We start from the raw sequence: 23,557 nt of genomic DNA, 5'->3' as shown, positions 1-23,557 counted from the left end.
CGTTCAGGGGCCGCGAGAGAGTCGTTGCTCGCCCAGCATCACGCCCAGGGGGCCGAAGCGCCGCTCGCCGATCGCGAAACGGCCATCTGCATGCCATTCGAGCCAGGAGGTGGCCCTTGTGCCATAGTCCTGGCCGATGATGAAGGGCGCCGATAACCGTCGTTCCAGCTCGAGCCCCACACCGGTATCGGGCAGTTGGTCGTCGCGCGCCTGACGCGTGTCGGCGAAGGCCGCCAGGGCATCCTGGGGCCATCGGCCATGCAGACTGGCGGCGAGACCCTGGCGCGCACCGACGAGTTTGGGCCAGGGGGTATCCAGCGTGGCGTTGGACAACCCATGGAGTCCCGGCGGGACGTCAGCGAGGGTGAGAGCGTCCAGACCACGGTGCAGATGCCAGAGGTTCTGCCCATCGCCTGCCAGCAGGTTGAAGCCGGCATAGCGCAAGGCGTCGCCCTCGGCCAGGCTGGCCAGCCAGGTCGGCAGATCGTCGCATTCCAGGGCAGCGCGCACCAGGCCGCCTCGGCTGGGGGCGTCCTCGGCTATCTCGAGTCGGGGGTCGCGGACGTTGGTCACGGCGGCAAAGCGGCCTTTCTCGTGCATGGCCAGCCAGCCGCCTCCGGCGACCAGGTCTCGCCCGCCGAGGATCGCGGGGGCATCTGCCCAGATGCCGAGTGCCGCTGTCGGACGGGCATGGAATTCGTCGCGGTTGGCTATCAAGCGTAGCGGTACCGCGTCCGAGGGGCGGAAGTCGAAGGCGATGAGACACATGGCCGTGAGCGTAACCCTCTTGCGTCGTGCTGGGAAGCGAGGCCATGACAGGGGCGTCTTCCCGGCGTACACTCCTTCAACATCATCGACCCGTTACAGGGATGATCATGCGAGTCGAGACACGCAAGGAACGCTTCTGGTCACGGCTGGTTACCCCCATTCTCTGGCCGGTACTGCTCGCTCAGTTGCTGCTCGTGGCGCTGGGGCTGGCGGCAGGTCTGATCTATTGGTGGCTGATGCCGGCCGAAGCGTCCTGGAGCATTACGTTCTGGTTGCTGCTGGCGTTGCTGTTGGGTGGTGGCCTGAACGTTGCCGTCTTCCTGACGCTGCTCAAACAGCGCCTGCGTCGCTGCGAGCACGATACCGAGACGCGGCTTGCCCACTTGGCCGACTGCCTGACCCGCCATGCCGATGCCACGGTCGTCCCGCGCGACATGTCGCGCTCACCGATGGCGCGATTCGACGACATGGTGGCGGCCGTCGAGACACTGATCGAACAGTGGCAGGGGGAGATGACGCGCACACGCCAGTCGGAACGCCATCTCGCCGAAGAGTTGCAGGCGCAGCGTGGCAGGGTGGAACGCCTCGAAGCCGAGCGAGAGCGCGCCAGGGAAGCGTCACGCCTCAAGTCCGACTACCTCGCCCATCTGCAGCAGACACTGATGCCCTCGTTGACGGCGCTCGAGGAGTCGCTTGCGGACGCGCGCCAACGCCCGGAAGCCGTCGACGCCTTGCGTGAGCAACTGGTCGATGCCCTGGCGTTGCTGGAGACGCTGGACGAGTCGCCTTCTCTGGAGGAAGGGCCGAGCGCCAGGGTGCTGATTGTCGATGACGGGCCGGTCAACCTGATGCTGGCGCAACAGGTGCTGGAGCGTCAGGGGCTTCAGGTCGTCACCGCGGCCAGTGGCTCGGAGGCGCTGCAGCGGCTGGGGGAAATGCCGGTCGATCTGATCTTCATGGATATCTTCATGGCCGATATGGATGGCGTCGAGACCTGTCGTCTCTGGCGCGAACGCGAGGCCTCGATGCCGGAACGTACGCGCAGCGTGGTCGTGGCGCTGACCGCCAATGTCAGTGAGGCTGATCGTCAGCGCTTTGCGCAGGTCGGCATGGACGATTACCTGGCCAAGCCTTACCGGCCGCAGGACCTGCTGGAAACCGTACGCCATTGGCTGCCGGGTGCCCTGAAGGAAGGCGGGGAACGGTCGTGAGTGGCCTGACCTTATGGCTGGGGTATCTGGCCCTCGGGGGGATCGCCGGTACTCTGGCCGGGCTGTTCGGCATCGGTGGCGGCTTGATCATCGTGCCGGCCCTGGTGTTCGCTTTCGATCTTCAGGGCGTGGTGCCCGAGGTCAGCATGCATCTCGCCGTGGGGACCTCCCTGGCAACCATCGTGGTGACCGGAGCCTCCTCGGCCTGGGGACACTATCGGCGGGGGAGCGTGCATCGCACATGGTTCCTGGCCCTGCTGCCCGGCCTGATGTTGGGAGCCATCGCCGGGGTGTTCGTGGCCGGCAATCTGTCGGGCGGTCGGCTGGGGACCTTGTTCGGTATTTTCATGCTGCTGGTGGCGGCCAGAATGCTGCTGGGAGTACGCCCCAGGCCCGGAAGGCTGACGCCGGGGCGTGGCGTCATGATGCTGGCCGGTGTCGTGATCGGCGCAGTGTCGGCGCTTTTCGGCATTGGCGGGGGAACCTTGAGCGTGCCCTGGCTGTCTCGGAGCGGGGCGACGATGACCCAGGCAGTGGGGACCTCCTCTGTCTGTGGCTTGCCGATCGCACTGTTCGGTGCGGCCACCTTCATCATCGTGGGGTGGCAGGCCCCTGGGCTGCCGCCGGGTGCGCTTGGCTATGTCATGTGGCCTGCCTTTCTTGGCATCGTGCTGGCCAGTGTGCCCTGCGCGCGGCTCGGCGTCTGGTTGGCGCACCGCCTGCCGGGCCGCCTGTTGCGACTGGCCTTCGCCGCTTTGTTGGCGGGGGTCGGGTTGAAGTTTCTTTTATAGTTATAAGTCATAAGCCGTAAGTTTTAAGAAAACCCCTTCCGTTGGCCTGCTTGGTGGCAGCATCCCGGCTTACGGCTTACGGCTTACGGCTTACGGCTTACGTCTTTCTATTGTTTCCGAGGATGCCATGCTGACTTATCCCTCCATCGACCCCGTTGCTGTTTCGTTGGGGCCTTTCCAGGTGCATTGGTATGGCCTGATGTACGTGATCGGTTTCATCGCGGCCTGGTGGCTAGGACGACAGCGCGCCGAGCGCATCGGCCTGACACGTGACGATGTCGGCGATCTGCTGTTCTATGGCGCCCTTGGCGTGGTGCTGGGCGGTCGTCTGGGCTATGCGCTCTTCTACGGCATGGAGCAGTGGCTGGCCGATCCGCTCTGGATCCTGCGCATCTGGGATGGGGGCATGAGCTTCCATGGCGGGCTGGTCGGCGTCTTGCTGGCGGCCTGGTTCTTTGCGCGCCGCAAGGGGCTTGCCTTCTTCACCCTAACCGATTTCGTCGCTCCTCTGGTTCCCATCGGCCTGGGCGCGGGACGTATCGGTAACTTCATCAATCACGAACTGCCCGGTCGCGTGACGGATCTGCCCTGGGGCATGCCATTTCCGGGCATGGGGCCCGAGCCGCGACATCCCTCATCGCTCTACGAGGCGCTGCTGGAGGGCGTGGTGCTGTTCGTGGTGCTGTGGTGGGTATCGGCTCACCCGCGTCGTCGGGGGCTGGTATCCGGTCTCTTCCTGGTGCTCTACGGGATCTTTCGCTTCTCGGTGGAGTTCGTGCGACGGCCGGACCCGCAGCTGGGCTTCATCGCCTTCGATTGGTTGACCATGGGCATGTTGCTGTCGTTGCCGATGATCATCGTCGGGGCGTTGCTGATGGGATGGTCGCGCCGCCAGCCGACGCCCTGAAACGGGCTTTGTCCGGAGCCTGACGTCGTAAGCTGGAAGCTTGAAGAAAAGCCTCGACCCAAAGACTGTGGGGTTCATGCTGCTTCCAGCTTCCAGCCTGGACTGTGTAGAATGGGGGCCCATTTCCCAGCTTCGATGATGCCGTGACAGCCGACACTCTCCCTCCTCTGGAACAACCGTATCTCGACCTGATGCGCGCCGTGCTCGAGCATGGTGTCGAGCGCGACGACCGTACCGGCGTCGGTACCCGTTCGCTGTTTGGCCACCAGATGCGCTTCGACCTGTCGCGCGGCTTCCCGCTGATCACCACCAAGAAACTGCACCTGCGCTCGATCATCCATGAGCTGCTGTGGTTCCTGGCCGGTGACACCAATATTGCCTACCTCAAGGAAAACGGGGTGCGGATCTGGGACGAGTGGGCCGACGAGAACGGCGACCTGGGGCCCGTTTACGGCTATCAGTGGCGTAGCTGGCCCGATCCACGCGGTGGCCATGTGGACCAGATCACCGGTCTGCTCGAGCAACTGCGGCGCAACCCGCAGTCGCGCCGGCTGATCGTGTCGGCCTGGAATCCGGCCCTGGTCGATGAGATGGCACTGCCTCCCTGTCATTGCCTGTTCCAGTTCTACGTGGCCGAAGGGCGTCTGTCCTGCCAGCTCTATCAGCGCAGTGCCGACATTTTCCTCGGTGTGCCCTTCAACATCGCCAGCTATGCGCTGCTGACACGGATGATCGCCCAGGTGGCCGGCCTGGAGCCGGGGGATTTTGTACACACCCTCGGCGATGCCCACCTGTATCTCAACCATCTCGAGCAGGCCGAGCGCCAGCTTTCGCGAGAGCCGGGACCTGCGCCTCGGCTGTGGCTCGAGCCGAGCATCGACGACCTCTTCGCCTTCCGCTTCGAGCATATCGCCATCGAAGGGTATGATCCGCATCCCCACATCAAGGCGGAGGTGGCGGTATGATCGATTCCACCCTGGTGCCGGTGGCGATGATCGCCGCCATGTCGAGCAACCGAGTGATCGGTGTGGACAACCAGCTGCCCTGGTATCTGCCCGAGGATCTCAAGTTCTTCAAGCACATGACCCAGGCCAAGCCGCTGGTGATGGGGCGCAAGACCTTCGAGTCGATCGGCCGGCCGCTGCCCGGGCGGCTCAATATCGTGGTCACGCGGGATACCAGCTTTCAGCACGAAGGCGTGAGGGTCTGCCATGACCTGGCCTCGGCCCTGAGGCTGGCCGATCAGCAGGCAACCATCGATGGTGTCGACGAGATCATGGTGATGGGCGGCGCCCAGATCTATGCGCAGGCAATGGTGCATGCCAGTCGTCTTTATCTGACGGAAGTCGCCGTCGAGCTGGACGGTGACGCGCATTTCCCGGCGCTCGACATGAGCGAATGGGAAGAATGGCAGCGCCTTCCCGGCTCCCCCGGAGAGGGGCAGCCGGCCTATGATTTCGTGTCGTATCGGCGCCGGGGTTTGCCAGAGGCCGACGACTGACACAGACTGTCAGGATGACGCCGGCGCGCGCTAGCCGTCGCCCGGCGTGTTCGGGAAGGCGCACTTGGAGGATCAGGACTTGATCGAGGAACGCTCAACGCGCCTGATGGTGGCGCTGGAGGGGCGCGCCGAGGCCCTGCTGGAAGCGTTGCGGGATGCGCGCCTCCAGCGGGAGGCGATGTCCTCAAGGCTCGACGAGCTGGAACGCCAGCGGCAGTCGCTGGAGGCACGCAATGCCGAGCTGACGGCCGAGGCCAGGGAAAAGGATGCCGAGCGCGAAGCGCTGGAGGAGCGTGCAGCAGAGCTGGAACGACGCCTGGCCGACGTCGAAGCATCCTGCCTGGAACTGCTGGAGGAAAACCGGGAACTCGACGAGCAGAACCGGGAGCTCGAGGCACATAACCGCCATCTGCGCGAGGATCGCGAGGTGCCGGCGGAACAGGGTACGGCCTCGTTCTTCCAGCGTCGGGGGCGGCCTGCCCAGGGGCTTTCGGCCTTGATCGGGCACCGCCATCGGGATCATGAGAGGCCGCCGGCCGAGGCGGTATCGAATGACGCCGAGGCCTCCGAGCCCGACACGACTCCGGAACCCGAGGCCACGGACACTCCGGGGCAGCAGGATGCATTGCCGAGCATCGAGGAGGCGCCATCCCCTCAGGCACTGCTCGAGCAATGGTATCAACGCTACCCGGATGCTTTCTTTAAGGGGCATACGCGGCCGCTGCAGGTGGGAATCCACGAGGCGCTCGCCGCTCGCGAACCCTGGCCCGAAAAGCTGGTGCGACGCGCGCTCGCTTGTTACGTGAACCTGCCACGCTATCTCAAGTCGGTGCGCGAGGGAGCCGAGCGCATCGATCTCACCGGTGCTCCCGCCGGGGGCGTTGATGCGGGAGCCGCCGAGCACGCGCGCAAGAAGCTCGACCGGTTGCAGTCCGGCCGACGCAAGAGTGCAAAATCCGCTCAGCGTGCGTCGCGCTCGAAGGGGCGGCGCGAGAAGACCCAGGCGAATGCCGCCGGGGCCGGGAAAGGGAAGGAGGCGCAAACGTCATCGCCTTCGTCGACGAGCGTCGGCAGACAAGATGACGAACCCGACGATCATCGCCTGCAGCGCAAGCTGGGCGAGCTGGTGGCGCGACATAATCCTCGTTGAGAGCGAACAGGCGGCCCGCTTTGCCTTTCGGCTGACTTGAAAGCGTCATATCAGCAGTGCATGATGATCCGGCATCGCGCCGGCCCGCCGAGACGGCGCCCGGTCGTCATCGCAGGGCAATGGGCGGCGATCGGGGTGCGCAGTGAAGGAAAACAGTGTTTTTTTCTTGTTGCGCTCTCGCCAATCCCGGTATAGAGTTGCTCCTGCGAGCATTGGATTATATAACAAGGCTTGGCCGTGGTCTGGCTCGCACTACCACCTCCCGGGAGGGACGCGGGTAGCGACGGGAACCGGCACCTGACAGGCAAGCCGGCTGCTAGAGCAGCAACGATCGAAACAGCAAGCTAGTCATAAGGATGATTGCAATGAAAAAGACACTGTTAGCGACTGCCATCGCCGGTGCCATGGTCGCCTCCGGCGCCCAGGCCGCCACTGTCTACAACCAGGACGGCACCAAGCTCGACATCTACGGTAACGTCCAGATCGGTTTCCGTAACATCGAGAACGATGTTTCAGAGGATGGCGAGCCGGCGAACATCCAGACCGAAAACGACGTTTTCGATAACGGCTCTACCATCGGCTTCGCCGCCGAGCACGTCATCTACGACGGCCTGACCGGCTACATGAAGATCGAATTCGACGACTTCAAAGCCGACGAAATGAAGACTGCCGGTCGTGATGCCGGTGACACTGCCTATGTCGGCCTGAAGGGCAACTTCGGTGACCTCAAGCTGGGTTCCTATGACACCCTGATGGACGACTGGATCCAGGATCCTGTCACCAACAACGAATACTTCGACCTCAGCGACACCAGCGGCAGCGGTGCCTATGAGACAGCTGTCGATGGCATGGTCGAAACTGACCAGCTGACCTACGTCTCCCCGTCCTTCAGCGGCCTCCAGCTGGCTGTCGGTACCCAGTACAAGGGCGACATGGAAAGCGAGAACGTCGACAACGGCGGTAACGCTTCCGTCTTCGGTGGTGCCAAGTACACCGTCGGCAACTTCTCCGTGGCCGCCATGTACGACAACCTCGATAACTACGAGGTGACTGAAGCTGGCATGGCCAACAACCAGGAGTTCGGTGACCGCTATGGTGTGACGGGTCAGTACCAGTGGAACACCCTGCGCGTCGCGCTCAAGTACGAGCGTTTCGAGTCTGATATCGACAATGTCGACTCCACCAACTTCTACGGCCTGGGCGCTCGCTACGGCTATGGCAACGGCGACATCTACGGCGCCTACCAGTACGTCGATGTGGGTGGCGATACCTTCGGTAATGTCGTCGACGACAGCCTGAGCGGCGATTCCCCGAGCGAAACCGCATCTGATCGTGGCGACGACACCTACAACGAATTCATCGTTGGCGGTACCTACAACATCTCCGACGCCATGTACACCTGGCTCGAAGCTGCCTTCTACGATCGCGAAGACGACGAAGGCGACGGTGTTGCCGCCGGTGTGACCTACATGTTCTAAACCCCGGTTGCAGGGTAACCTGCCCGAAGGGTTGCAAAACGAAAGCCGATCCCCCGGGGTCGGCTTTTTTCATTGGCGAGAATGACGCAAGCGAGGTTCCATGAAACAGCCGATCGTAACCGCGGGTTTGCTGGCCCTGGGCTTGAGCCTTGTAGCCGTGCCGACGGTGGCCAGCGAAACGCAGGACAGGTTCCGGGAAGAAGGAAAGGAAATGGACCTGACCGGCTTCTTCCAGGCGGATACCGATGCCTATAGCCGCAGCTTCCTGTTCGGTGGCGTCAACGAGCACGATTTCAGCGTGGAGCAGGCCGGCACCTATCGCTTCACCAGCGATGTGACCGCTGGCTATTCCAACGATTACCGCATCGCCGCCGTGCTGCTGGACAGCCAGGGCCGTGAGATCGCACGCTCCCAGGCGCTGGGACAGAATGGTGGACTGCAACTCCAGACGGAACTGGAGCCGGGGGACTATGTGCTGCGCGTCGAGGGTCAGCGCTTCGGTACCCGGGGCAAGGCCGGGGATGCCTATTCCATTCAGGTGGCTGGGCTGGACGACCAGGGGCGGCGCATCGAGAGAGCTGTCGACGACGGCGGCAATATCCAGTTCGTCGGCGAGAACCGGACGGGGGGCAGATCGGTGTTCGTGCGCGGAGACGATGCCGTGGCCACGGTGCGCGCGTCTGACGACGCAGCGGGCAATGCGGCCGCGGCAGGTGCCACCGCAACGGCCGCGGCCTCGGCCTCCAGCACGGAGAGCGAAGCAGCGTCTAGCGCCGGTCAGGCACAGCAGACCACCGGCCAGCAACAGCAAGCCTCCGAGCAGGATGGTTTCGAGACCATCGTCACCGACGTGAAGATTCGTGCCAAGGGCGAGGTGTTGACCTTCGATGTGGCCGAGGCCGGCACCATCTCCATCGAGACGTCCACTTATCCGGCCGGCTTCGAGGATACTTACCGGCTCACACTGGATGTGCTGGACGAGTCCGGTCGCGTCGTGGCGGAAGGCGCCGGGGAAGGCTTCGATGGCGATGTCGATATGCAGACCGTGCTTGAACCGGGACGCTACCGTATTCGAGTGCAGGGCCAGAAGTTCGGCTCGGCGCACTCCGGCGTCAACAACTACGAGCTGAAGGTGGAGCAGATCGACCGCCGCTGATCGAGAGTGGGTGGACGCCCCACCGGTGCTTGCTGCGCCCGTGCGGGGTAGTGATGGGCGTCCATCGTGCGGCATCCTCACCATCCGACAGCGTGCCAAGAGCGAGAGGCCCGTTGTCGGATCGGAAGCCTTCGGGAGGGGCGGCTCGCCGGTGTACCGATGGATCTCGAGCCATCTGTTAGGCTGCCTTCTCGACATCGTCACGATGGGTCTTGTCGTTGAGAGGTGCTGTGGTGCCGACGCGTTTCTCCCGCTACCTGCACGGAGCCCTGTCACTCAAGGGGCGGCTTCTGCTGGGGCTGTTGGTGATCTGGACGTTGGTCGTGGCCTTGCTGTTGGGCTTCGGATGGCGTTCCGGCGAGGCCCTGGTCGGCGATTCCAGTCGTACGCACCTGCGTTACGAGGCGAGGCTGATTGCCGATGAGCTGACCCAGCAGGTGGAGACCCGGTTATCGGCGCTGGAGCGCCTGGCGGATCGGCTCGACGCGGCGGATGCGGAGGCAGAGGGCCGCGATGCCCTGCGCCAGAGTGATGCCTTGCTCGAATGGTTCAATGGCCTGGTCGTGGCCGATGCCGAGGGTTGGATCGTGTCCGACTGGCCGAGAGTCGAGGGTCGGGCCGGCCGGTATATCGGGGACCGAGCGTTTTTTCGGCATGTCAGGGCGTTCAAGCGTCCTTACGTCAGTGAACCGTTCCGCGGGCGGAACGACGGTGTTCCTCAGGTGATGTTTCTGGTGCCGCGACTCGATGAGGCCGGCGATTTCCAGGGCATGGTGGGGGGAGTCGTCAACATTCGTGGCGGTGAACTCTTCAATCGCCTGGGGCGCATTCGCCTGGGGGCTCGAGGCTATGCCGCCGTCATCACCTCATCTGGTCACATTCTCTATCACCCCGATGATTCGTTGATCCTGTCATCCATGCCCGAGACGCATGCCAACCCATGGGTGGACCTGGCGCTGTATGGCTGGGAAGGCGAGGTGCTCGGGAGACTGATCAACGACGATCGGGCATATCAGGCGTATCGCCAGATCTGGCCGGCGGATTGGATCGTCGGTGTCATCCTGCCCCGGTCGCAGGTCATGGCGCCCTTGCAGGCGCTGGTGAACCGCCTGGGGTGGTGGGCGTTGCTGCTCGCCGGCCTGCTGGTACCGGCTGTGGGATGGCTAGTGTGGGTGTCGCTGCGCCCTCTCTATCGGCTGGAGACCCAGATGGAGGAGGTTGGGCGAGGGCGGCGGACCCAGGTTTCCCTGGCAACGCGAATGCAGGAACTGCAGCGTGTGGCGCAGACCTTCAATCGGGTCGAGGTGGAGCGAGGGCGCGCGATCGCCCGGCTGCGGGAGCGCCAGGCCTTTCTCGATGCCACCCTGTCCTCGTCGCCGGTTGGCATCTTCGTGACCGACAAGGGCGGGGGGGTGACCTACGTAAACCCGGCGCTCGAAGAGTTGACGGGCTACGATGCCGAACACCATCACGCAGCGTCATGGCTGGAGCGCATTCATCGCGATGATCGGCAGTCGGCACTGGACCTCTGGCAGTACAGCTTGGAAAGTGGCGAGGATTTCCTCCAGCAGTATCGCTACTATCGCCAGGACGGCGACATGCTCTGGCTCGAGGTGCACGCCAGGCGGGTCGTCTCCGGCGACGTTCATCTAGGGTTCGTGGGGACGGTGAAGGATATCACCGAGCGACGCGAGGAAGAGGCGCTACGCCAGTGGGAAGCGGAACATGACCCGCTCACCGGGCTGCTCAATCGTCGTGGCCTGGAACGTCGCCTGGAAGAGGCGCTGGCCGACTGGCGCAAGACCGGCACGCCCTCGGTGTTGTTGGTCATCGATGTGGATCACTTCAAGCCGATCAACGATGTCGGGGGCCATGCCCTGGGCGACGAAATGCTGTGCCAGGTCGCCGGGATGCTTTCCTGGATGATTCGTCGCAGCGACCACGCCGCACGCCAGGGTGGAGACGAATTTGCCATCTTGCTGCCGAGTTGTACGTTCGAGCAGGCACGTCATATTGCCGAGTCGCTGCGCGATGCCATCAGCGCATTGAAGGTCGTTCACGAAAAGCAGGAATTCAGCGTGACCCTGAGCATTGGCGTGACCAGCTTCGAGCGCGGTGACCAACGCATCAGCAGTGTGATGCAACGAGCGGATGCCGCCAGCTATCGTGCCAAGCGCCTGGGACGTGACCGGGTAGTCATGCACGGAAGGGCGTAGACGGAAGGCATAGAAGGTGGCGCCCTCTGCAGGATTCGAACCTGCGACCTGCCGCTTAGGAGGCGGCTGCTCTATCCTGCTGAGCTAAGAGGGCGAAACGGAGCGTAGTATAAGCATCTGACCGCGCAAGATAAACCCGCGGTGCCCATGAGTTGTTCGGCATTCCCGGGTAGAATGGGCCCATCTATCCAGACGACGACGGGAATGACCGCTATCGCGACACATCTCTCGACGGACGGTGATCGCTATTTCGATGGCATGGCCGACAAGTTCGCCGACAGTCTCTACGGAAAGCGGCGTGGTGAACTGCGCCTGGCCTTGCTCGATCGGCTATTGCCCGAGATGCTCACGCTCGATGGCCAGCCGGCCCTTGACGTGGGAGGCGGCCTCGGTCAGCTATCCGGCTGGCTGGCAATGCGAGGTCACGCTGTCACCCTGAGCGAGCCCGCCGCTGACATGCTCCAGCGCGCTCGTGAGAGACTTGCCGGAACCTCGGTGACGTCGATGTCGCTGCCGTTGCAGGCCTTGCCCGAGCGGGCTCCCGGTCCCTGGCCGCTGATCACTTGCCATGCCGTGCTCGAGTGGATGGCCGACCCGCGAGCGGCCCTCGCCACCCTGGCGAGCTTGCTGGCGCCCCGGGGGCAGTTGTCGCTGATGGTCTTCAACCGCGATGCCCTGCGCTTCTCCAATGTGGTCAAGGGCAATCTCGACCGCGTGCTGGCCGATCGCCTGGCCGGCCAGGGGCGCCGCACGCGCCTGACGCCCATCTCGCCGCTGAGCCATGACGAGATCCTTGCCTGGGCCGAGGAGAACGGCCTGGTCGTCCAGCATTGTGCCGGCGTGAGGATCTTTCACGATTATCTGCAGCACCCGGCCGGCGACGATGAGGCGTACCGCAAGTTGCTCGAACTGGAATGGCGCTACAGTCGCACCGAGCCGCATTGGCGACTGGGCCGTTATCTGCTTTATACCCTGGTGCCTGCCGAGGAGACGCGACCGTGAGTGCCGAAACGCCTGTCTGCCAATTGCTCGAGCGCCAGTCGACCGATTATCGCGGCTGGTTGTGGGTGTCGCCACCCCGGGATCGCTGGCTGGAAGCAGCCGAGGGGGGGCTGCTTTCTGCCGACAGGGCGCTGCTCTCGGCCTGGCGCGAGCGTGGCGGTGTGGCCTGCTCCCCTTTTTCGGCGGAGGAGCTGGCACCGGAAGGCGTGGTGCTGTTCTGGCCCAAGGCGCACGCTCAGGGGGAATGGTGGCTGTTGTGGCTATGTGCTCGGCTCGAGCCGGGCACCCCGTTGCATGTCGTCGGCGAGAATCAGGGAGGCATCAAGCGTGTGCTCAAGGTGCTGGCGGCGCTGGGGCTTGGCTGCCGGAAGGTGGACAGCGCTCGTCGGTGCAGCCTGTTCGCCTCGCGGCTGGGGCGGGTCGATATCGATCCGGATGCCGCCTGGACGACCTTCGAGGCCGAAGGCTTGACGCTTGCCAGCCATCCCGGGGTGTTCGGGCATGGCAAGCTGGACGACGGCACCCGGTTGTTACTGGCGCAGCTCGATGCCTGCCTGCCGAGGCAGGGCGCGGTGCTGGACATGGGGTGCGGCGACGGGATTCTCGCGGCCTGGCTGGCCCGGCGCGGGCTCACGACCACGGCGGTGGACGTCAATGGCTTTGCGGTGGAGGCGACTCGTCGAACCCTGGCAGCCAACGGCCTGGAAGGCGAGGTATACCACGCCGATGTCTATGCCGGGCTCGCGGAGCAGCGTTTCGATGCCATCGTCAGCAACCCGCCGTTCCATCAGGAGCGTGCCGTCGATTATGGCCCCGCCGGGCGATTGATCGCCGGCGCCCCGGCGCGTCTCGAGCCCGGGGGCCAGCTTCTGATGGTGGCCAATGCCTTTCTGCCGTATCCGGACTTGTTGGAGCGTGCCTTCGGGGGCTTCGAGATTCTCGCCGATGACCGCCGGTTCCGCGTCTATCGGGCGGTCAAGCGCTGACGTTCCAGTGGGTCGCTTCACGCCTGAGGATCGTGATAGTCGATCTCGGTAATCAGGTAGGTCGTCTCGCCGCCGGGTGCGGCCACCGTGGCTTCATCGTCGATCCCCTTGCCAAGCAGGGCCTTGGCCAGAGGGGCGTCGACACTGATCCAGTGCTTGCTGGTGTCGGTCTCGTCGTGGCCGACGATACGCAGGCGCAGCTCCTCGCCATTCTCGTCCTCCAGGGTGACGAAGGCCCCGAAGAAGACGCGATCGGTATCCGCCGGCAGGCGGTCGACCACCTGGAGTTCGTCGAGTCGTTTGGTCAGGTAGCGGATGCGGGCGATGACGCGGTTGAGTTCCTTCTTGTTGTAGGTGTAGTCGGCGTTCTCGCTGCGGTCGCCGAGGGCAGCGGCTTCGCCCACCTTGGTGGACAGGGCAGGGCGCTTGACGCGCGACAGGTGGTCGAGAATGCCGCGCAGGCGTTCAGCACCTTCGGCGGTGATCAGGTTGCTCTTGGGTTCCTGGCGCGGGTCCTTGGCGGGATCGCGCCAACGGGTCATGTTGCGGCCTTTCATGAATCGCGCCTCTGGCTCGTCGAAGGGCTGCAACATACGACATGCACCCGCCGGCAGGCAATCCGCCCCTCTTGTAGCGTGCTCGGGGAGTATGGGAGAAGCGTTTGGCTGGAGAATAAATCAAACGTTCGTTACATTCTGGGAAGAAAGGCCATTCCGATAACCACAACTCGAGGAAGCCATCATGTCGAGACGTCATCTACTCGCGATTGCCCTGTGCCTGGCATTGGGCAGCGTATCGGTCGCCCAGGCCTGGGAGAACGAGGTCTTCTCGCTACGCAACCGCTGGGAGAATATCACCACCATGGACGAGGCTCGCCGCGCCGATGCCTTGTCGGCGCTGGCCGATGAGGCCGGGGCGCTGGCCGATGCTCATCCCGACGCCAGCGACGTGCTGGTCTGGCAAGGCATCATTCTGGCCTCCCTGGCGCGTGAAGTCGGCGGGCTGGATGCCCTGGGGCCGGCCAAGGAGGCTCGCCGGGTGCTGGAGCGTGCCATCGAGCTCGACCCCGAAGGTCATCACGGTTCGGCCTATGTCACCCTCGGGGCACTGTATGCCCGGGCGCCCGGCTGGCCGGTGGCCTTCGGTGATGACGACACCGCCGAGCGGATGTTCGAGCGTGCCCTGGAGATTCGCCCCAAGGGCATCGACGTCAATTATTACTATGCCGCTTTCCTGGCTGACGAAGGGCGTGACCAGCAGGCCCTGACGCACGCGCGCCGTGCCCTGGAGGGGCAGGCCCGCGAAGAGCGGCAGGCCTCCGACGAGGCGCTGCGCCGTCAGGCCCGTGTCATGGTCGAGCGTCTGGAGAAGTGAAGCGGGCGGCGCTCCCATTGTGAACGCGCTCCGGGATCACGATAATGGAGCTTTCGCGAACACCGGAGGTCCGCATGTCGGAGACCGATGCCGCCGACCGATCGAGCGCGCTGGCGCAGGCGACCTTTGATGTCGGCGATGTGGAGCTGATCGAGCGCCGCTGTCTGCACGAAGGGTTCTTTCGTCTGGAGGCGCTGCACCTGCGCCATCGTCTTTTCGAGGGGGGCTGGAGCGCGCCCATGACGCGCGAGGTGCATCATCGCCATGACGCCGTGGGCGTGTTGCTCTACGATGTGGAACGAGATGCCGTGGTCCTGGTGGAGCAGTTCCGTGCCGGCGCCATCGACGACCCGGCCTCGCCATGGAAGCTCGAGATCGTGGCGGGCCTGGTCGAGAGCGGAGAGAGTGCCGCCGACGTGGCGCGCCGCGAGGCCATGGAAGAGGCGGGTTGCCCAGTCGGCGACCTGATCGAGCTACATACCTATTATCCCAGCCCCGGTGCCTGCAATGAGCGGGTTTCGTTGTTCTGCGGCCTGATCGACAGCCGTGGCCTGGGAGGCGTGCACGGTCTTGCCGAGGAGAACGAGGATATTCGCGTGCATGTGTTATCGTTCGCCCAGGCTTGGGAACTCCTGCTGGCCGGACGACTCGACAATGCCATGTGTCTGATCGCCTTTCATTGGCTGGCCGCGGAGAGGGCCTCGCTGAGAGCAAGGAGGTAGCGTGTCGAGAAGCGCCTATGTCACCGATCTGAAAGGCCTCCAGGGCGAGTGCACCGCCAACTATGTGCGCCTGACCCGCTTGCTGGGCGATCTGGAGGCTGGCGAGTCCCGAGAGGTGGAGCTGGTCAGCCATGGCCGGCGCCTGGGAGTGCTGTGTCTCGAGCTCCAGGAACGTGCGCCCTACACCAGTATCGTGCGGGTGTCCCAGCGAGGCGTGCTCGACGCCGTGCTGGATACGCCGCGCATGCGCGTGCATCTCTATCACGATGTGCGCATGGCCGAGGTGACCGATTTCCAGCGGCAACGGCACTTCGACGGTCGCTATCGCTATCCCAACTCCCGTATGCACCAGCCCGACGAGAAACTTCAGCTCAATCGTTTCCTCGGCGAATGGCTGGATCATGGCCTGGCTCACGGTCATTCCATCGACTTGCCCGAACTGCCCTGATGCGACTGGTCCAGATTTCCGACTGCCATCTGCACGCCGACCCCGCCGCTCGTTCGCGCACCGGGGTTCCTCATCGCCAGCTCGTCCGCGTGGTCGAGGCGGTCGCGTCCTGGCGTCCCGACATGGTGCTGGTCACCGGCGATGTCAGCCAGGATGAGACGGCGGCTTCCTATGCGCTGGCCCGGCGGGAGCTGGACCGAATCGATTGTCCCTGGTTCTGGCTGCCCGGCAATCATGACGAGCCGGTCCTAATGGCCGAGTGCCGTGCCTTTCAGGAGAGCGTGGACCTGGGGCAACGGCGCTTGTTGCTGCTCGATACCCGGATTCCTGGCCAGACCCATGGCGCGCTGGGGGCAACGCGCCTCGAAGCGCTGGCCGAACGCCTGGCGGAGGACGACCGACCGACGCTGATCGCCATGCACCATCCACCGATCAGCGTCGGGTCGCGCTGGGTGGATGCGCTGGGCCTGGCCGATGCCGAGGCGTTCTGGGACCTGCTGGCGACGCACCAGCGGATCGAGGCGATCCTGTGCGGCCATATTCACCAGGCTTTCGAACACCGTCGGACGACGCCACATGGCGAAGTGTCCATCTACGCCTGTCCCGCCACGTCCGACCAATTCCTGCCCGGCGCCGAGACGTTCGCCGTGGACGAGGCGGCCTGGCCGGGATTCCGTGTGCTCGAACTGGGAAGCGACCTGAGCACCCAAGTGGTGCGAGTGGAACCCTGATATCTTTTTAAAGAATAAAAAGATAGATATTAATTCTTTCACGTTATTATATTCAGCACGATAAGCTGGCCCGCATGATGCGTTTTCGCCCAAATCATGCGAGGTAGCCGGGCCATGAGCAGTCTTGATGCCCCCACACGCCAGCACGACCGCCGAAATGAGGAATCATCCCCGGGGTTGACGCCGCAGCGGATGACTCACCTGCAGCAGCTCGAAGCCGAGTCGATCCATATCATCCGCGAGGTGGCCGCCGAATTCTCCAATCCGGTGATGCTCTATTCCATCGGTAAGGACTCCTCGGTGATGCTTCACCTGGCGCGCAAGGCCTTCTATCCCGGGCCGCCGCCGTTCCCCTTGCTGCACGTCAACACCACCTGGAAGTTCCGGGAGATGATCGAGTTCCGTGACCGCATGGCAGCGGAATCCGGCATGGAACTGATCGAGCACATCAACCAGGAAGGTGTCGAGGCGGGGATCAATCCCTTCGATCATGGCTCGAGTGGTTACACCGATGTGATGAAGACCCAGTCGCTCAAGCAGGCGCTGGACAAGTACGGCTTCGATGCCGCCTTCGGCGGGGCGCGGCGCGACGAGGAAGCCACGCGTGCCAAGGAGCGGGTATTCTCCTTCCGCGACAAGCATCACCGCTGGGACCCCAAGAACCAGCGTCCCGAGCTGTGGAATCTCTACAACGCCCGGGTCAACAAGGGCGAGTCCATCCGCGCTTTTCCGCTCTCCAACTGGACCGAGCTGGATATCTGGCAATACATCTACCTGGAATCCATCCCCATCGTCCCGCTCTACCATGCTGCCCCGCGCCCGGTGGTGGAGCGCGATGGCATGCTGGTGATGGTCGATGACGACCGCATGCCGTTGGAGCCCGGCGAGGTGCCCGAGGAGAAGTGGGTCCGTTTCCGCACCCTGGGTTGCTATCCGCTGACCGGTGCCGTGGAATCCCGGGCCGCCACCCTGCCCGAGATCATCCAGGAAATGCTGCTGACCCGGACCTCGGAGCGCAGCGGCCGCGCCATCGATCACGACCAGGCCGGCTCCATGGAGAAGAAGAAGCGGGAGGGGTACTTCTAACGCGCTTTCGGCGCGTTAGAAAGGCGGAAGCCCCAAGCCTGAAGCTGGACGACCTCCCGAGCGAAACGCCTGGTGGGGAGCGGGAAGCATCAGGCATCTAGGTCACCGGCGGGGTTCTCCAACCAAAGATCTTCAGCGGTGAGTCGGCGTGCTGCGGGTTCTTCCAGCTTCCGGCTTACAGCTTACAGCTATTAAGGTGTGTCATGGCACATGCGTCGGAATTGATTGCAGACGATATCGAAGCGTACTTGAAAGAGCACGAGAACAAGGACCTGCTGCGTTTCATCACCTGCGGCAGCGTCGATGACGGCAAGTCGACCTTGATCGGGCGGTTGCTGCACGACTCCAAGATGATCTTCGACGATCAACTGGCGGCGATCACTCAGGCATCGAAGACCAGCGGGACCACCGGCGACGAGGTGGATCTGGCCTTGCTCGTGGATGGCCTGCAGTCGGAGCGGGAGCAGGGCATCACCATCGACGTGGCGTATCGCTTCTTCTCGACCGACAAGCGCAAGTTCATCATCGCCGATACGCCGGGGCACGAGCAGTACACCCGCAACATGGCCACGGGAGCCTCGACGGCGGGGCTCGCGGTGATCCTGGTCGATGCGCGTCACGGCGTGCAGACCCAGACCCGTCGGCATAGCTTCATTGCCGATCTGGTCGGCATTCGCCATCTGGTCATCGCGGTCAACAAGATGGATCTGGTCGACTATAGCGAGGCGCGCTTCGAGGAGATCGTCGCCGAGTATCGTGCATTTGCCGAGCAGCTTGGCGCCGAGAACATTCACTTCGTACCGCTTTCGGCGTTGAAGGGCGACAACGTGGTCAACAAGAGCGGCTCGATGCCCTGGTACGAGGGGCCGGCGCTGCTCGAGCTGCTCGAGACCGTCGAGGTGCGCCATGATCAGAACCTGAGCGACCTGCGCCTGCCGGTACAGTACGTCAATCGCCCCAATCTGGACTTCCGAGGCTATGCCGGCACCTTGGAAGCGGGCATCCTGCGTCCCGGCCAGGCGGTGCGCGCACTGCCGTCGGGCAAGCGTTCCAAGGTCGAGCGCATCGTCACCTTCGATGGCGATCTCGAGGTTGCCTGGCCCGGTCAGGCGATCACCGTGACGCTGGAAGATGAGATCGACATCTCGCGCGGTGATTGGATCGTGGCCGAGGATGCCGAGGTGGTGCGTTCCAACGCTTTCGATGCCGATATCGTGTGGATGCACGAGCAGCCGCTCGAGCCGGGACGGCAGGTCGACATTCGTCTCGCCGGGCGCTCCGTGGCGGGACGTGTCGAGGCCATCGAGTACCAGGTCGATGTCAATACGCTGGCGCATCACCCGGCCGAGCGTCTCGAGCTCAATGCCATCGCGCGCTGCCGGGTAGCCCTGACCGAGGATATCGCCCTGGATGATTATGCCGTCAGTCCGGGCACGGGCAGTTTCATCGTCATCGACCGACTGTCCAATGTCACCGTGGGGGCCGGCATGATCCGTGGTGCGGCCGAGGCGACGGAGACAACGCCGGGCGAGGTCGACTGGGCCGGTTTCGAGATCGAGCTCAATGCCCTGGTGCGCAAGTACTTCCCGCACTGGGAGGCCAAGGATATCAGCCAGCTGTTGAATCGCTGAGCGGTGGTACGCATCCCGGCCGCACGACGGGAAGATGGTGCCTGGTAAGAAGAGCACAAGGCCCTGACGCATCGCGTCGGGGCCTTGTCGTTGCATGGCGGCGAGTGGCTCAGGCCGGACGGTTGGCGACCACCACGGCGCGGCGCGGCGCCGGGTAGCCTTCGCGGGTCCGGGTGGTATCGTCGGGGGAGAGGAAGTCGGCCAGGGACTGAAAGGTCATCCAGTCGGTGGTGCGTTGCTCGTCGAGGCTGGTGTCGGCTTCGTCGACCACGCGTGCGTTCTCGAAGCCGCAACGCTCGAGCCAGCCGACCAGCGCCGCGGAGGAAGGCAGGAAATAGACATTGGGCATGGCGGCGTAACGCTCGCCCGGTAGCAGCACCGTGGTGTCATCGCCGCGTACCACCAGGGTTTCCAGCACCAGTTCCCCGCCCGGCCGCAAGGCGGCCTTGAGCTGGGTCAGGTGTTCCAGCGGCGAGGGGCGGTGGTAGAGCACGCCCATGGAGAAGACGGTGTCGAAGGTGGCCAGGTTGTCGGGAAGTGCTTCGATGCCGACCGGCAGAAAATGGGTGCGCCCGCCGTCGGCGTCACCGACGAAGTGGCGCACGGCCTGGAACTGCCAGAAGAAGCGCGGAGAGGGATCGATCACCAGGGTGAAGGCGGCTCCGGCGCCGGTCATGCGCCAGGCGTGATAGCCGTTGCCGCCGCCCACGTCGAGCACTCGGCGTCCGCGAAGTGGCGCCAGATGGGGGGCGACACGCTGCCATTTCCAGTCGGAACGCCATTCGGTGTCGATACTCACGCCACCGAGGCGGTAGGGGCCCTTGCGCCAGGGGGCAAGGACGCGCAGCAGGTTCTCGCACTGGCGATGCCGGGCGTCATCCAGTTCGCACTCGACCGTCACGCTGTCGGTATCGAGACTGACGTGGCGTGGCTCGGGCAGGGGAGGCAGCTTGGCCACGGCCTTTTCCCAGCTCCTCAGGTCGCCATGTCGCTTGGGATCGAGCCCCCGGGCGAGTTGCTCGGGCAGCCGGGCCAGCCAGGTGTCGAGCCCCTGGTCGAGAAAGGCTTGGTAGAGGGGACGGTGAATCTCGGGGATACTCAACGTCAGGCCTCCTTGAAAGCGATCAGCGACGCGAAATTCAGGTACTGGAACCAGGTCAGCGAGCGGTGGAAGCCGGCGCGTTCGAGCCGTTCATGATGGGCCGCCAGGGTGTCCGGCACCAGGACGTTCTCCAGGGCGGTGCGCTTCTGGCTGATTTCCAGCTCGCTGTAGCCGTTGGCGCGCTTGAAATCATGGTAGCGCTCGACTAGCCAGGCGTTGTCCTGTTCGTCGTCGGCGACGATCTTCTCGGACAGGATCAGTACGCCGTCAGGCTCCAGGGCCTCGTAGAGGCGGGCGATCACAGCGTCGCGATCCGCCGGGTCGAGAAACTGCAGGGTGAAGTTGAGCAGGATCATGCCGGAGGCATCGTAGGCGTGGTGACGGATATCGCCCTCGATCACCGCCATGTCGTGGCCGGGGCATTCGTCATGCAGGGTCTGGCGGGCGCGCTCGACCATCGTCGGCGAGAGGTCGACACCGGTGTAGCGGAAGGCATCTTCCGGCAACTGGCCGGCCAGCGCGAGGCCCGCAGCACCCAGGGAGCAGCCAAGGTCATAGACATGGCCGCCATGGCGCAGGTGGCGACGGGCCAGGGGGCCGAGCATGGCGAGTATCTGGCCATATCCCGGCACCGAGCGGCGGATCATGTCGGGGAAGCAGGCCACCACGCGCTCGTCGAAGGAGAAACGAGCCACCCGGTCCAGGGGTGTCGAAAAGATGGCGTCACGGTAAGATGCGTCACTCATGGGTAGGTCGAGGCGTTGGGCTGGAAGCCCGCTATTCTACGCCTCCCTGCCTTGGGCTGCACGACAGGATCACCAGGAGGGCATCCATGAGCCACCCCCCCGTCGAACAGCGGGGCGCCTGGCGCGCCCTGGCCGACCATGCCGACGAGATAGGCCAGAGGCACCTGCGCGACTTCTTCACCGATCAGCAGGGACGCTTCGCGACTTTCAGCCGACAGGCCGCCGGCCTGACCCTCGATCTTTCCAAGCAGCGCTGGAATGAAACGACGCTCTCGCTGCTGCTGGAGCTGGCCCGTGACGCTGGCGTGCCGAACGCCATCCGCGGCCTGCTGGCCGGCGAGCGACTCAACCTCAGCGAGAACCGACCGGCACTGCATACCGCGCTGCGACTGCCAGCCGATGCCAGGCTCGACGTGGAGGGCGAGGATCTGGTGACCTCCGTGCACGCTACCCTGGATCGCATGGCGAGCATGGTCGAGCGCTTCCATTCGGGCCAGTGGCGTGGGGCTACCGGCAAGCCCATCCGCGATGTGGTCAACCTCGGGGTCGGCGGTTCGGATCTCGGTCCCTTGATGGTCACCCATGCACTGGCCGACTATCGGCCCGAGGGGGTCCATCGCATCGATGTTCATTTCGCCTCGACCATGGATGGCTCGCAGCTCGCCGATTACCTGTCGCGGCTCAATCCAGAGACGACGCTGTTCGTGTTGTCCTCGAAGTCCTTCACCACCATCGACACCATGACCAATGCCCGTACCGCGCGTGACTGGCTAAAGGCCAGGCTGCTGGGCGGTGACCGCGAAGAGGGCGTCGACGAGGCTCTGGTCATGCGCCAGCACTTCGTGGGGGTGTCGGCCAGTCCCGAGAAGATGCGCGAATGGGGCATCGCCGATGAGCATCAGCTCGAGTTCTGGGAGTGGGTCGGCGGACGTTACTCGCTGTGGGGAGGGATCGGTCTGCCCATTGCCCTGGTGGTAGGCATGCAGAACTTCCGCGAGCTGCTGGCCGGTGCCCACGACATGGATCGTCACTTCAGCGAAGCCGAGATGAGCGACAATCTGCCGGTGTTGCTGGCCCTGGCGGGCATCTGGAACGTCAACTTCCTGGATATCCGGGCACACTCGATCCTGCCCTATGATGGGCGCCTGGAATACTTCGCCGCCTACCTCGAGCAGCTGGAGATGGAGTCCAACGGCAAGTCGGTGAATCATGACGGCGAGCCGGTGGGCTATTCCACCTGCCCGGTGCTGTGGGGGCAGCTCGGTCCCAATGCCCAGCATGCCTTCTACCAGTTGTTGCACCAGGGCACGCAATCCGTGGAGTGTGACTTCATCGCCCCCCGGGTGCGCTATGATGACGTGGCCGACCCGGCGACCCGCGATCACCTGATGAGTCAGCATCGCTTGACGCTGTCCAACTGTTTCGCCCAGTCCAGAGCCTTGATGCTGGGCGATGCGGCCCTCGAGGACGAGGGGCCGCGTCCAGGCCACAAGCGATATGCCGGGAACCAGCCATCCAGTACCTTGCTGCTGGATCGCCTGACCCCCCGAACCCTGGGGGCGCTGGTGGCGCTGTACGAGCACAAGGTCTTCGTCCAGGCGACCATCTGGGACATCAACCCCTTCGATCAGTGGGGGGTGGAGCTCGGCAAGACGCTGGCCGGCGAGACGCAGCGTATCCTTGAACACCAGGCCGGGCTGGACGGCATGGACGACTCCACCCGAGGTCTCATCGAGGCCGTCTGGGCGGCCGAGTCGCGGGAGCCGGAGTAAGTCGAGCAGCTGTCATCGATATGACGGATGCTGGCCATATATACAGGGGTTCGGGTATGCTGAATGCCATGCAAGTCTCGACACCTGCCAGTGGCATACTCTATCTGCACGGCTTCAACAGCGGCAGCGCCTCCCCGAAGGCGGCGCTGATGCGGGCGGCCTGCGAGCATCTGTCGTTGCCCTGCGTGACGCCTCAGTTGCCGCATCGGCCGGATCGAGCGCTGGCGGTGGCCGAAGCGTGCCTCGACGAGCTCGGCATGGCGCCCATGGTGGTGGGAAGCTCGATGGGAGGTTTCCTGGCGACCCTGGTCGCCGAGCGCCATGACCTGCCGGCGGCCCTGATCAATCCCGCCGTCGCGCCTGCCCGGCTGGTAACGGCCTGGATCGGCGAAGCCCTCGTCAACCCGTACAGCGGAGAACGCTTCCAGGTCGAAGAGGCTCACCGTCGAGAACTGGAAGTGCTGACGCCCGAGCGCGTCACGCCATGGCGTTACCTGCTGCTGCTGGGTACGGCCGACGAAACGCTGGACGCCCGCGATGCCTGGGCGTTCTACCGAGGGGCGGCCAGCATCCTGCACCCTGGAGGAGACCATGGGTTTTCCGCCCTGGCCGATTACCTGCCGGCCATTCTGGCCCATGGGGGCCATTCCCTGTCGGTAGGGGCCGTGGCATCACTGCGTTGAGTGGCGGAGTTGCCCCATGAGGCATCATGTCGAGACGTGGCAGGCGAGGAGAGATCGAGCATTCACGAACGAGCCTTCATGGAAAGGACGCGCCCG

At 64.2% G+C, this 23,557-nt stretch carries 23 protein-coding genes and 1 tRNA gene; 19 read left to right on the top strand and 5 right to left on the bottom strand.

Features of this window, described 5'->3' with window-relative positions:
* Window positions 1–3: 3 nt before the first annotated feature.
* Window positions 4–768 (bottom strand): NRDE family protein, encoded by a 765-nt coding sequence (locus tag HSDC_RS07960; protein ID WP_064699415.1) that lies wholly within the window; start codon window positions 766–768, stop codon window positions 4–6.
* A 107-nt stretch (window positions 769–875) separates the two neighbouring features.
* Here HSDC_RS07960 and HSDC_RS07955 point away from each other — a divergent pair, with 107 nt between their 5' ends.
* The 9 genes from HSDC_RS07955 to HSDC_RS07915 all read left to right on the top strand — a co-directional run bounded on the left by HSDC_RS07955 (window position 876) and on the right by HSDC_RS07915 (window position 11,178).
* A complete protein-coding gene (locus HSDC_RS07955; RefSeq protein ID WP_064699766.1) occupies window positions 876–1,979 on the top strand; it encodes a response regulator in 1,104 nt (367 codons plus the stop codon).
* Complete coding sequence (locus tag HSDC_RS07950) at window positions 1,976–2,770, top strand: sulfite exporter TauE/SafE family protein (protein ID WP_064699414.1); 795 nt, start codon at window positions 1,976–1,978, stop codon at window positions 2,768–2,770. The genes HSDC_RS07955 and HSDC_RS07950 overlap by 4 nt, the downstream gene beginning before the upstream one ends.
* Window positions 2,771–2,897: 127 nt before the next feature.
* Window positions 2,898–3,677 carry a prolipoprotein diacylglyceryl transferase gene (lgt, locus tag HSDC_RS07945; RefSeq protein WP_064699413.1) on the top strand — a complete coding sequence of 260 codons (780 nt, stop codon included), beginning with the start codon at window positions 2,898–2,900 and terminating at the stop codon, window positions 3,675–3,677.
* 191 nt (window positions 3,678–3,868) lie between these two features.
* Window positions 3,869–4,642, top strand: a complete 774-nt coding sequence (locus HSDC_RS07940; protein ID WP_244534442.1) for a thymidylate synthase — start codon at window positions 3,869–3,871, stop codon at window positions 4,640–4,642.
* Window positions 4,639–5,178 carry a dihydrofolate reductase gene (locus HSDC_RS07935; protein ID WP_064699411.1) on the top strand — a complete coding sequence of 180 codons (540 nt, stop codon included), beginning with the start codon at window positions 4,639–4,641 and terminating at the stop codon, window positions 5,176–5,178. The genes HSDC_RS07940 and HSDC_RS07935 overlap by 4 nt, the downstream gene beginning before the upstream one ends.
* A gap of 64 nt (window positions 5,179–5,242) precedes the next feature.
* Entirely contained in the window at window positions 5,243–6,328 is a 1,086-nt protein-coding gene (locus HSDC_RS07930; protein ID WP_064699410.1) for a ProQ/FINO family protein, read from the top strand.
* A 365-nt stretch (window positions 6,329–6,693) separates the two neighbouring features.
* Window positions 6,694–7,806 carry a porin gene (locus tag HSDC_RS07925; RefSeq protein ID WP_064699409.1) on the top strand — a complete coding sequence of 371 codons (1,113 nt, stop codon included), beginning with the start codon at window positions 6,694–6,696 and terminating at the stop codon, window positions 7,804–7,806.
* Between the two features lie 100 nt (window positions 7,807–7,906).
* Window positions 7,907–8,962 (top strand): hypothetical protein, encoded by a 1,056-nt coding sequence (locus tag HSDC_RS07920; RefSeq protein ID WP_064699408.1) that lies wholly within the window; start codon window positions 7,907–7,909, stop codon window positions 8,960–8,962.
* A gap of 233 nt (window positions 8,963–9,195) precedes the next feature.
* Window positions 9,196–11,178, top strand: coding sequence for a sensor domain-containing diguanylate cyclase (locus HSDC_RS07915; protein ID WP_064699765.1), 1,983 nt, complete (start codon window positions 9,196–9,198; stop codon window positions 11,176–11,178).
* A gap of 17 nt (window positions 11,179–11,195) precedes the next feature.
* Here the strand turns inward: HSDC_RS07915 and HSDC_RS07910 are convergent.
* A tRNA-Arg gene (locus tag HSDC_RS07910) sits at window positions 11,196–11,272 on the bottom strand.
* A gap of 110 nt (window positions 11,273–11,382) precedes the next feature.
* On the opposite strand from HSDC_RS07910, the gene HSDC_RS07905 reads away from it, so the two are divergent.
* Window positions 11,383–12,180 (top strand): methyltransferase domain-containing protein, encoded by a 798-nt coding sequence (locus HSDC_RS07905; protein ID WP_064699407.1) that lies wholly within the window; start codon window positions 11,383–11,385, stop codon window positions 12,178–12,180.
* Window positions 12,177–13,166, top strand: a complete 990-nt coding sequence (locus HSDC_RS07900; protein WP_064699406.1) for a methyltransferase — start codon at window positions 12,177–12,179, stop codon at window positions 13,164–13,166. The genes HSDC_RS07905 and HSDC_RS07900 overlap by 4 nt, the downstream gene beginning before the upstream one ends.
* Window positions 13,167–13,183: 17 nt before the next feature.
* On the opposite strand, the gene greB is transcribed toward HSDC_RS07900, so the two are convergent.
* Window positions 13,184–13,723 (bottom strand): transcription elongation factor GreB, encoded by a 540-nt coding sequence (gene greB / locus HSDC_RS07895; RefSeq protein WP_073292096.1) that lies wholly within the window; start codon window positions 13,721–13,723, stop codon window positions 13,184–13,186.
* A 184-nt stretch (window positions 13,724–13,907) separates the two neighbouring features.
* Between greB and HSDC_RS07890 the strand changes: the two genes are divergently transcribed.
* From HSDC_RS07890 to cysN, 6 genes are all read left to right on the top strand, one after another.
* Window positions 13,908–14,540 (top strand): TRAP transporter TatT component family protein, encoded by a 633-nt coding sequence (locus HSDC_RS07890; RefSeq protein WP_064699405.1) that lies wholly within the window; start codon window positions 13,908–13,910, stop codon window positions 14,538–14,540.
* A gap of 74 nt (window positions 14,541–14,614) precedes the next feature.
* Entirely contained in the window at window positions 14,615–15,262 is a 648-nt protein-coding gene (locus HSDC_RS07885; RefSeq protein ID WP_064699404.1) for an NUDIX domain-containing protein, read from the top strand.
* A gap of 1 nt (window position 15,263) precedes the next feature.
* Window positions 15,264–15,710, top strand: coding sequence for a DUF1249 domain-containing protein (locus tag HSDC_RS07880; RefSeq protein ID WP_064699403.1), 447 nt, complete (start codon window positions 15,264–15,266; stop codon window positions 15,708–15,710).
* A complete protein-coding gene (locus HSDC_RS07875) occupies window positions 15,710–16,441 on the top strand; it encodes a metallophosphoesterase (RefSeq protein WP_064699402.1) in 732 nt (243 codons plus the stop codon). The genes HSDC_RS07880 and HSDC_RS07875 overlap by 1 nt, the downstream gene beginning before the upstream one ends.
* Before the next feature lie 114 nt (window positions 16,442–16,555).
* Window positions 16,556–17,527 carry a sulfate adenylyltransferase subunit CysD gene (cysD, locus tag HSDC_RS07870; protein ID WP_073292092.1) on the top strand — a complete coding sequence of 324 codons (972 nt, stop codon included), beginning with the start codon at window positions 16,556–16,558 and terminating at the stop codon, window positions 17,525–17,527.
* 203 nt (window positions 17,528–17,730) lie between these two features.
* Window positions 17,731–19,158, top strand: coding sequence for a sulfate adenylyltransferase subunit CysN (gene cysN, locus HSDC_RS07865; RefSeq protein WP_064699400.1), 1,428 nt, complete (start codon window positions 17,731–17,733; stop codon window positions 19,156–19,158).
* Window positions 19,159–19,267: 109 nt separating this feature from the next.
* Here cysN and cmoB read toward each other — a convergent pair whose 3' ends face one another.
* Together cmoB and cmoA are read right to left on the bottom strand one after the other, a co-directional pair.
* The gene (cmoB, locus tag HSDC_RS07860; protein ID WP_064699399.1) at window positions 19,268–20,260 is read right to left on the bottom strand and encodes a tRNA 5-methoxyuridine(34)/uridine 5-oxyacetic acid(34) synthase CmoB; all 993 of its coding nucleotides are present in this window, start codon (window positions 20,258–20,260) and stop codon (window positions 19,268–19,270) included.
* 2 nt (window positions 20,261–20,262) lie between these two features.
* On the bottom strand, window positions 20,263–21,006 hold the full coding sequence (gene cmoA / locus HSDC_RS07855; RefSeq protein WP_064699398.1) for a carboxy-S-adenosyl-L-methionine synthase CmoA: 744 nt from the start codon (window positions 21,004–21,006) through the stop codon (window positions 20,263–20,265).
* Between the two features lie 86 nt (window positions 21,007–21,092).
* On the opposite strand from cmoA, the gene pgi reads away from it, so the two are divergent.
* Window positions 21,093–22,778, top strand: a complete 1,686-nt coding sequence (gene pgi, locus HSDC_RS07850) for a glucose-6-phosphate isomerase (RefSeq protein ID WP_064699397.1) — start codon at window positions 21,093–21,095, stop codon at window positions 22,776–22,778.
* 56 nt (window positions 22,779–22,834) lie between these two features.
* A complete protein-coding gene (locus HSDC_RS07845; protein ID WP_170862762.1) occupies window positions 22,835–23,461 on the top strand; it encodes a YqiA/YcfP family alpha/beta fold hydrolase in 627 nt (208 codons plus the stop codon).
* The last annotated feature ends 96 nt before the right edge of the window (window positions 23,462–23,557 follow it).

It is taken from the genome of Halomonas caseinilytica, assembly GCF_001662285.1.
Lineage (GTDB): Bacteria > Pseudomonadota > Gammaproteobacteria > Pseudomonadales > Halomonadaceae > Halomonas > Halomonas caseinilytica.
This window is presented reverse-complemented; position numbering and strand designations above follow the sequence as displayed.